We start from the raw sequence: 9,247 nt of genomic DNA, 5'->3' as shown, positions 1-9,247 counted from the left end.
CACCCTGTAAGCCCTGAGGTCCCGGTTCGCCTTGTAGTCCCTGAGGCCCAGCGGGCCCTTGCGGTCCGGTTTCGCCCTGTAAGCCCTGGGGCCCAGCGGGCCCCTGCGGTCCGGTTTCGCCCTGTAAGCCCTGAGGTCCAGCCGGCCCCTGAGGCCCAGGCTCGCCTTGTAATCCCTGAGGCCCGGCGGGGCCCTGCGGACCGGGTGCTCCCTGTACACCCTGCGGTCCTGGTTCACCCTGTGGTCCTTGCGGTCCCTGGCAGCAGTGGCGGCAATTGCATCCACCGCAGAAATCACAACAACAATTGCATAAATTCTTATCCTTATAACTGTCAGCATCATTGTATATTTTCATATTAATTCAGTCCTTTCCCATAGATTTGATGTGTTTTGCGGAATATATCTGCAAAATATCCGTTACACATTGTCTTAAACTAGCTTATGCAAAAGATTGACAAACAGTTCTGTTTTACAAATGACGGCAACCTGACATGCCTTAAGAATGAATGGACATTAAGCGGACAGCTCCGTGTTGCACAGGGCGGGATAGTGTTTAATGATGCATTTTTGTGATATTCAGAATGGAGAGCGAAGTCTCTCCTTGCTGATTCGCGCTGCCAATACAATTGTTTAACATCATCCCCGCTCCGTTTTGGATGTGTCCTCCCATCATCAATGAAACATCCGCATTTATGTATGGTCAAAACGACCGGATTTTGATATAATGGTTCTGTTTTAAATGTAGATATAACAATGAAAGCAACAATGAAAGCTGTATACAGAGTGAGATAATAGGCGGACTGAAAGGGATTAGAATGACGTTAGTGGCAAGACGCAGCCTTGGCAGGGAGCCGGGCAGGGAAGCAGAAATTCAGTGGGAGACATACCGGGACTGGACGGAGGGACAGCTGTCCGCCCTTCTGGAAGAACAGTGCGGGAGGCTTGTTCCGGCTGATAAGGAAGCGGAACGGGCGGCGGCATTCCGCTTTAGTAAAATAGCAAAACCTCTAGGGAGCCTTGGAGTTCTCGAGGAAGACATTATTAAAATAGCCGGGATGACGGGTTCTGCGGCTGTAAAGCTTGATAAAAAGGCGTTGATTATTTTCTGTGCCGACAATGGCGTCGTAGAGGAAGGCGTTACCCAGACGGGGCAGGAGGTTACGGCGGCGGTCACCTCTAATTTTACAAAGGGGGAAAGCTGTGCCTGCCTGATGGCTGAAAAAGCAGGAGCGGATGTGTATCCGGTGGATATCGGGGTGGCCTGTGAACTGGGAGAGACGGGAACCGTACATCCTCTGATTGACCGTAAAATCAGAAAAGGTACCGATAATTTTATAAAGACAACCGCCATGACCAGGAGGGAAGCGGTTCTTGCCGTTCTGGCAGGAATTGAGCTGGCCGGAGAATTGAAGAATAAGGGGTATCAGATAATTGCAACCGGTGAGATGGGGATCGGCAATACCACGACGAGCAGCGCGGTGACGTCCGTCCTGCTGGGACTGGATCCCGCCGCTGTGACCGGAAAAGGTGCCGGGCTGAGCGATTCGGGGCTTCAGCAGAAAATCCGAACGATCAAGAGAGGGATTGAACTCCACAAGCCGGATCCATCGGATGGCCTGGATGTTTTATCTAAGGTCGGCGGTTTCGATCTGGCAGGACTGGCAGGAGTATTTCTTGGCGGAGCCATCTTCCGTATTCCGGTTGTAATCGACGGCTTTATCTCGGCAGCCGCAGCCGCAGCCGCTGTGGCAATTAATGAGACGGCAGGCGGATATATGCTGGCCGCCCATGTGTCGGCGGAACCGGCAGGCAGGAAAATGCTGGATTTTCTTGGGAAAAAACCGGCCATCGAAGCTGGAATGTGCCTTGGGGAAGGCACCGGGGCGGTTGCCCTGTTTCCTCTGCTGGATATGACGCTGGCGGTCTATGAAAGGATGAGTACTTTTAAAGACATTGAGATTGATGAGTACAAGCCTCTCTAACGCCGAATTTATTTAGCAAATCAGCTAAAGGTTTCTGTTTGCAGAGCTGCGCCTTTTGCAGGTCTGTGGACAATACAGGAAAAAGATGGGAGATACATATGCTGCATGTTGTGACAGGCGGAAGCGGAAGCGGAAAATCGGAATATGCGGAGAAGCTGATAGCGGAGAGCGCATTACACCGCCGGATTTATGTGGCAACGATGATGGTATGGGACGATGAGGGCCGGAAACGTGTCAGACGGCACCGGGAAATGCGCAGCGGGAAGGGATTTATAACCATCGAACATTATACCGGCCTATCCTCCCTCGAACTGTCCACCTGTGATAAGCAGTCCACTGGCGATAAGCTGTCCATCGGCGAAAAAATGGCTTTGGCCGCCGCAGTGCGGGAAAAGGCCTTGCCGCAGGCCGGAGAAAATACTTCGGTTCTTTTGGAGTGTATGTCAAATCTGGCATCGAATGAATTTTACCGGGATGAGAAAAATGCCCTGAACAATATTTTGGAGGGAGTGGAGCATCTTCGCCGCCAATGCCGGGAACTGGTGATTGTGACGAATGAAGTCTTTTGCGATGGGATGGATTACGGGGCGGAAACCATGCGTTATATCCGCCTGCTTGGCGAAATCAACTGCCGCCTGGGACAGATGGCGGATACGGTAACGGAGGTAGTATACGGCATTCCGATCCGTATTAAGGGGCAGGGAAGGGAAATGAGAAAATGAATCTGCTTGGAAGCTTTTTGATAGCGCTGTCCATGTATTCGAAAATACCGGTGCCGCAGGTGGAGTGGACAAAGGAACGTATGAAATATGCCATGTGTTTTTTTCCGCTGATTGGATTGATAACAGGCGCAGTCCTGGTTTTGTTTATCTGGCTGGCGAAGAGGCTGGGAGCCGGAGAATTGTTCATGGCGCTGGGAGGCGCCGCCGTACCGCTTCTGGTTACCGGAGGAATACACATGGACGGCTTTCTCGATGTGACGGACGCAAGAAGATCCTACGGTTCCCGGGAAAAGAAACTGGAAATCTTAAAAGATCCGCATACAGGGGCATTTGCCATAATCGGACTCGGAGTATACCTGCTTCTTTACGGAGCCGCATTCTCGGAGCTGGAATTTTCGGATATCTGCCTGCTGTCATACGTGTTCGTGGCGGAAAGAGCGCTCAGCGGCCTGTCGGTAGTCAGTTTCCCAAAGGCGAAGAAAGACGGTCTGGCCGCCGAATTTTCGGGAAAAGCCAAGACGAAGACGGTTCAATTCATTATGGCTGCATATCTGGCCGCAGCCGCTGCGGGGATTATGCAGGCAGGGGCAATTAGCGGGATTATCTGCATTGTTACTGCGGTTATGGTTTTCTGTTATTACTACAGAATGACGGTAAAAGAGTTTGGCGGAATGACCGGAGATCTGGCCGGTTATTTTCTGCAGATATTTGAACTGGCACTTATCATTGCAATGGCAGCCTGCCGCCTGGCGGGACTGCGCTGACGGAAGACGGTGATCGATGCGCGGAGCGTGCCGGTTATCGTTGGCGGCCAGGAAAGGAGATAACGATTATGATTCGTTTGAATACGATTCACCATGTTGCAATTATAGTATCGGATTATCAGAAATCCCGGGATTTTTACGTTAATAAGCTTGGCTTTGAAATTATCAGGGAGAATTACAGGGAACAGAGGGGCGATTATAAACTGGATTTAAAGCTGGGGGACTGCGAGCTGGAAATTTTCGGAATACCGGGCAGTCCTGCCCGGCTGAATTATCCGGAGGCCTGCGGCCTGCGCCATCTGGCTTTTAAGGTGGATTCCATGGAGGAAGCGGTAGAAGCATTAAATGCCGCCGGCATTGAGACGGAGCCGGTCCGGGTGGACGAATTTACGAATAAAAAGATGACATTTTTCAAAGATCCCGACGGACTGCCCCTGGAGCTGCATGAATGACGGAAAAACAGAGAGAAGTTCGGAAAGGAAGAGTCGTGATATGATATTTATTACAGGCGGACAGGCCCAGGGAAAGACGGAGTTTGCCTACAGCTTCTTTCAGGATAAGGACATAGCCGCCGCCGACGGGCGCTGTTCCGGCTACGGGGAAGCTCTGGAGGCTGAGCTGATTCTCCATCTGGAATGTTATGTCCTGCGGTTAATGCAGGAAGGGACAGATCCGGCCGTATTTGCTGGGGAGCTGATAGAAAAGAACGGCGGGGCCGTGGTGGTGGCCGATGAAATCGGCTGCGGAATCGTTCCGGCTGACGCATTTGCGCGGGAATACAGGGAGAAGGACGGCCGTGTCTGCCAGAAAATCGCCGCTTTTTCGGATGAGGTCTACCGCGTTATATGCGGACTGGGAAGCAGGATTAAATAGTTATTGTTCACGTCCCGACAAAATGCGGTGCGCTGCTAACAATAACGCGCTTCGCGGAACGCAGCCGTGTAAACCGTACCATTATAAAACGTAAAACAGCATTGGAGATAAATCATGGACAGTGTAAAGATTCATATGGCGTCGACATTGGCGGGATTTATTCTGGATGCCTGCTTTGGGGATCCCCATTTCCTTCCCCATCCGGTGAGAGGCATCGGGAATCTGATAAGCCTTTCGGAAAAAGGAATCCGCCGCCTGTTCCCTAAAACGGAAAAGGGAGAATTGGCCGGGGGGGCGCTCTTCGTTCTGCTGGTGCTTGGAATTACGGCCGCATTGTCGTTTGGTTTATGGTATGCGGCTGCGGCGGCCGGGAACACGGCGTTGTTTCTGGCGGAATCAGTTATGGTTTATTTTCTTTTGGCGGCCCGTTCCCTGAGGGATGAGAGCATGAGAGTCTATTACTCTTTAAGGAATGGGGATGTTGAGGAAGCGAGAAGGAATGTCTCCATGATCGTAGGCCGTGACACCAGTGTGCTTGACGCACAGGGCATAGCCAGGGCTGCCGTGGAGACAGTGGCTGAGAATGCCTCCGACGGGGTGATTGCCCCTCTTTTTTATCTGGCGTTGGGAGGACCTGTTCTGGGCTGGGTCTATAAGGCGGTTAATACAATGGATTCCATGGCAGGATATAAGAACAAAAAATATTTCTGGTTTGGCCGGGCCGCGGCCAGGCTTGACGATGCGGCGAATTTTCTTCCCTCCCGCCTGTCCGCCCTGCTTATGATAGCAGCGGCGGCGGTGTGCCGGTTAGATTATAGAAATGCCTGCCGCATATTTAAAAGAGACCGCTTTAACCATAAGAGTCCGAATTCGGCACAGACGGAATCCGTCTGCGCCGGGGCGCTGGATATCAGGCTAGCAGGCGATGCCTGGTATTTCGGGGAGCTGTGTAAAAAACCATTTATCGGTGATGCGCTGCGCCCTGTGGAATATGAGGACATCAGAAGGGCGAACCGGCTGATGTATGCGGCGGCAGTTTTCGCGCTGATACTTGCGCTTATCTGGCAGGCTTTGGCAGGAATGTGGATTTGATAGTTTACGAGGATATGGAGGGACGGCGAAGTGGAATATCTGCATGGGGGAGACATCTATACGGACAATAAAATCAGACTGGATTTTTCGGTAAATACGAATCCCTTCGGCATGCCGGAAGCGGTTAAAAAAGCTGCCGCCGCTTCGGAGCAAAGCTGGGAGCGGTATCCCGACAGCCTGTCCCGGACCATCAGGCAGTCTCTGGCAAAATATTACGGGGACGGGATTAAGCCGGAGCATCTGATATGCGGCAACGGAGCATCCGACCTTTTTTATACGCTGGTCTTTGCCCTGCGGCCGGGTAAGGCCCTTGTCCCTTCTCCGTCCTTTGCGGAATACGAGACGGCCCTCTCGGCCGCCGGCTGTAAAACAGAACGGTTTTACCCGGGAGAAGAGTACGGATTTGCACTGGATGGCGGGGAGCGGGATTTTTTAAGCCGCGTTGCGGACAGCTCCGGCACCGATATGGTGATTATCGGCAATCCGGGGAACCCGACCGGAATGGCGGCGGACAACGGCTGGATTGACAGACTGGCCGGTCTGTGCAGGGAAAAAGGGATTTTTCTCGTGGTCGATGAATGCTTTAACTGGTTTTTAAAAGACAGGGCAAAGTTTTCCGTGATTCCACTGATAAAGAAACGGCCGGAGGAATACGGGCATGTCATGGCTGTCAATGCATTTACAAAAGTATATGCCATGGCAGGACTTCGGTTCGGCTATGCCCTCTGTACGGATCAGATGATTTTGGAACGGATGGAATGCTGCCGCCAGCCCTGGAGCGTATCGGCGCCGGCCGAGGCTGCCGCTCTGGCTGCCGTGAGGGAGGCTGCCGTGAACGGCGGGTGGATTGACAGGACGGTGGCTGCGGTGGAGCGGGAGAGACAGTTTCTGTCTGACGGCCTTGAGTGTATGGGATTTACCGTGTTTCCCTCAATGGTAAATTATATCCTTTTTAAGTCTGGGAACTGTTTTGACTATAAGGAATTTTGCAGGGACAGGGGGATTTTAATCCGTTCCTGTGAAAACTTTGACGGACTGGATAAACGGTATTACCGGGTCTCCGTCAGACTGCACGAGGAGAACAAAGCGCTGCTTGAATGCATGAAGGCAGCAGGAGGGAAGGGATAATGGCAAAGGCAATTATGATACAGGGAACCATGTCAAATGCGGGGAAAAGCCTGCTGGCCGCCGGACTGTGCAGAATCTTTTGCCAGGACGGCTATAGGGTGGCTCCTTTTAAGTCCCAGAATATGGCGCTTAATTCGTTCATCACGCGGGAGGGGCTTGAGATGGGCCGCGCCCAGGTGGTGCAGGCCCAGGCCGCGAAGGTCAGCCCCTCGGTGGACATGAATCCCATTCTCTTAAAGCCGTCCAGTGATACCGGTTCCCAGGTGATTGTAAGCGGCGTTCCGGTTGCAACCATGGCAGCCAGGGATTACTTCCGCTATAAAAAGAGCCTGGTACCTTCCATCATGGAGGCATACGGGCGTCTTGACCGTAAATACGATATAATCGTGATTGAAGGGGCCGGAAGTCCGGCGGAGATCAATCTGAAGAGTGATGATATCGTCAACATGGGAATGGCCAGGATGGCAAAGGCGCCGGTGCTTCTGGCCGGCGATATTGACCGGGGCGGTGTTTTCGCCCAGCTATACGGCACTGTGATGCTTCTGGAGCCGGAGGAGAGGAAGATGGTTAAGGGCCTGATAATCAATAAATTCCGCGGAGATAAGTCAATCCTTGACCCGGGTGTGGAAATGATAGAGGACTTATGCAGGATTCCGGTCGTAGGAGTGACGCCGTACATGGATGTGGATATCGAGGATGAGGACAGCCTGAGCAGCAGGCTGACGGCCATTTTCCCCGGGGAACGGCAGGAACACGGTGTTTTTGCCGATATCGCGGTGATACGTTTTCCGAGACTGTCCAATTTTACGGACTTTCATGTGCTGTCGGCGATGAAGGGAGCATCGGTACGGTACGTAAGCCGGTCTTCGGAGCTTGGCAGACCGGATATGATTATCCTTCCCGGCACAAAGAACACGATGGGAGATTTACTGTGGATGCGCCAGAACGGCCTGGAGGCATTGATCCTTAAAGCGGCTGCGAAGGGAACACCGATCTGGGGAATCTGCGGCGGATACCAGATGATGGGGGAGAGCCTGGTGGATGAAGCAGGTACGGAAAACGGCATTCCGGGACAGCTGGCGGCCGGGATGGGCCTGATTGGTGCGGTAACGTCTTTTCACGAGGAAAAGACGAGGACCAGGATTACGGGCCGTTTTGAGGCGGTGCCGGGTATCTTCAAAAACCTGTCCGGAATGAAGACGGAGGGGTATGAAATCCACATGGGTAAGACAAAGATCAGGGAAAACGGGACCTCCCTTCTTTCACTGACAGAGTACCAGAACGGTGCCGGCGCCGGTAAAAGAGACGGAACGGCCTGCGGAAATATCTATGGTACCTATGTACACGGAATCTTTGACGGTCCGGGAGTTGCAGCCGCAGTTACAGAAGCTCTTCTGGAAGCGAAGGGGATTTCCGGTTTAAAGACGGAGAACGGAGACTTTGATTATCATGCTTACCGGGAGAGCCAGTACGACAAGCTGGCGCAGGAGCTTCGAACGAGCCTCGACATGGAGGCAGTCTACAGAATATTGGAGGATGGTTTGCGATGATAGAATTGGAGCAGGTGCTGCCGGAGGAGATTGAGAGACGGAGCCTGGAGATTATAACAAAAGAGCTGGGAGACAGGACCTTTCCGGCCGGGCAGGAGCAGGTGGTGAAACGCGTGATCCATACCACCGCTGATTTTGATTATGCGGACAGTCTCATATTTTCAGACGGCGCCGTGGAAAAAGCGCTTGAGGCGTTAAGAGAGGGCTGTACCATTGTGACCGATACAAATATGGGAAAAGCCGGAGTGAACAAAAAGTCCCTCCATAAAATGGGCGGGGAAGTCCTCTGCTTTATGGCCGATGAGGACGTGGCCGGGAAGGCAAAGAGCGACGGGACAACAAGGGCGGCAGCCAGTATGGAGAAGGCGGCGGGACTGGGGCGCGACTGTATTTTTGCTGTGGGTAACGCACCGACGGCCCTTGTCAGGCTCTATGAGCTGATTCAGGAAGGAAGGCTTAGGCCGAAGCTGATTATCGGCGTACCGGTCGGCTTTGTCAATGTTGTCCAGTCAAAAGAACTGATTCTGTCATTGAAGGATACGCCTTATATAGTGGCCAGGGGAAGAAAAGGGGGAAGCAATGTTGCGGCCGCTGTCTGTAATGCCCTGATTTATCAGATAAACAGAGAACAGTGAGAAAACGATAATCTGCACGCTCTGCGCACAGATCATCGCCTGCAACGAAAGAAACTGCCGGGAAATCCCGGCAGTTTTTCAGAATACCGGCCGAACGGATTGCTGCGGAAGAACTCCGCTTTGAATTCTGAGGCAATCCGGGGCCTGAAGGGACAGATGTATTAGCAGCAGAATCCGCCGCCGCCACCGAATCCGCCGCCGCCACAGCAGCAGCACAGCAGGATAATCCAGATCAGGCAGTCACATCCGCCGCCGAATCCACCGCCGCATCCGCATCCGCATCCGCCGCCGCAGTTATGTTCACAACATCCACCGCCGCCGCCGAAGCCGCCGCCACAGCAGCAGAGTAAGATGAGAATCAGGAAAATCGAGTTTCCTCCGCCACATCCGCATCCGCATCCACATCCGCCGCCACAGGTATTCTCACATCCACATCCGCAGTTTGTTGCTGCTAAATCACTCATATTAAGTTCCTCCGAGATTTTCTTTACACTCCATCAT

The 9,247-nt window shown here is 52.8% G+C and carries 11 protein-coding genes; 9 read left to right on the top strand and 2 right to left on the bottom strand.

Annotation, left to right across the window (positions count from 1 at the left end):
- The coding region (locus CLOSYM_RS08395) for a hypothetical protein (protein WP_021641789.1) at positions 1-342 on the bottom strand (342 nt) is incomplete at its 3' end.
- Between the two features lie 473 nt (positions 343-815).
- Between CLOSYM_RS08395 and cobT the strand changes: the two genes are divergently transcribed.
- From cobT to CLOSYM_RS08350, 9 genes are all read left to right on the top strand, one after another.
- Positions 816-1,982 carry a nicotinate-nucleotide--dimethylbenzimidazole phosphoribosyltransferase gene (gene cobT, locus CLOSYM_RS08390; protein WP_021641786.1) on the top strand — a complete coding sequence of 389 codons (1,167 nt, stop codon included), beginning with the start codon at positions 816-818 and terminating at the stop codon, positions 1,980-1,982.
- Between the two features lie 98 nt (positions 1,983-2,080).
- Positions 2,081-2,704 carry a bifunctional adenosylcobinamide kinase/adenosylcobinamide-phosphate guanylyltransferase gene (locus CLOSYM_RS08385; protein WP_021641785.1) on the top strand — a complete coding sequence of 208 codons (624 nt, stop codon included), beginning with the start codon at positions 2,081-2,083 and terminating at the stop codon, positions 2,702-2,704.
- Positions 2,701-3,468 (top strand): adenosylcobinamide-GDP ribazoletransferase, encoded by a 768-nt coding sequence (locus CLOSYM_RS08380; protein ID WP_003506849.1) that lies wholly within the window; start codon positions 2,701-2,703, stop codon positions 3,466-3,468. Before CLOSYM_RS08385 ends, CLOSYM_RS08380 begins: the two co-directional genes overlap by 4 nt.
- A 71-nt stretch (positions 3,469-3,539) precedes the next feature.
- The gene (gloA2, locus tag CLOSYM_RS08375; protein ID WP_044902269.1) at positions 3,540-3,920 is read left to right on the top strand and encodes an SMU1112c/YaeR family gloxylase I-like metalloprotein; all 381 of its coding nucleotides are present in this window, start codon (positions 3,540-3,542) and stop codon (positions 3,918-3,920) included.
- A gap of 40 nt (positions 3,921-3,960) precedes the next feature.
- Positions 3,961-4,341 carry a bifunctional adenosylcobinamide kinase/adenosylcobinamide-phosphate guanylyltransferase gene (locus tag CLOSYM_RS08370; protein ID WP_044902265.1) on the top strand — a complete coding sequence of 127 codons (381 nt, stop codon included), beginning with the start codon at positions 3,961-3,963 and terminating at the stop codon, positions 4,339-4,341.
- Between the two features lie 114 nt (positions 4,342-4,455).
- A complete protein-coding gene (gene cbiB / locus CLOSYM_RS08365) occupies positions 4,456-5,433 on the top strand; it encodes an adenosylcobinamide-phosphate synthase CbiB (protein WP_003506857.1) in 978 nt (325 codons plus the stop codon).
- Positions 5,434-5,463: 30 nt separating this feature from the next.
- Positions 5,464-6,561: a pyridoxal phosphate-dependent aminotransferase gene (locus tag CLOSYM_RS08360; protein ID WP_021641783.1), complete on the top strand. Its 1,098-nt coding sequence runs from the start codon at positions 5,464-5,466 to the stop codon at positions 6,559-6,561.
- Positions 6,561-8,111 (top strand): cobyric acid synthase, encoded by a 1,551-nt coding sequence (locus CLOSYM_RS08355; RefSeq protein ID WP_021641782.1) that lies wholly within the window; start codon positions 6,561-6,563, stop codon positions 8,109-8,111. Before CLOSYM_RS08360 ends, CLOSYM_RS08355 begins: the two co-directional genes overlap by 1 nt.
- Positions 8,108-8,746, top strand: coding sequence for a precorrin-8X methylmutase (locus tag CLOSYM_RS08350; RefSeq protein WP_003506863.1), 639 nt, complete (start codon positions 8,108-8,110; stop codon positions 8,744-8,746). Before CLOSYM_RS08355 ends, CLOSYM_RS08350 begins: the two co-directional genes overlap by 4 nt.
- 161 nt (positions 8,747-8,907) lie before the next feature.
- Here CLOSYM_RS08350 and CLOSYM_RS08345 read toward each other — a convergent pair whose 3' ends face one another.
- Positions 8,908-9,210, bottom strand: a complete 303-nt coding sequence (locus CLOSYM_RS08345; protein WP_004462337.1) for a hypothetical protein — start codon at positions 9,208-9,210, stop codon at positions 8,908-8,910.
- Positions 9,211-9,247: the final 37 nt, after the last annotated feature.

The organism is [Clostridium] symbiosum ATCC 14940, from assembly GCF_000466485.1.
Lineage (GTDB): Bacteria > Bacillota > Clostridia > Lachnospirales > Lachnospiraceae > Otoolea > Otoolea symbiosa.
Note: the sequence above shows the minus strand (reverse complement) of the source record. Positions and strands in the feature narration are given on the sequence as shown.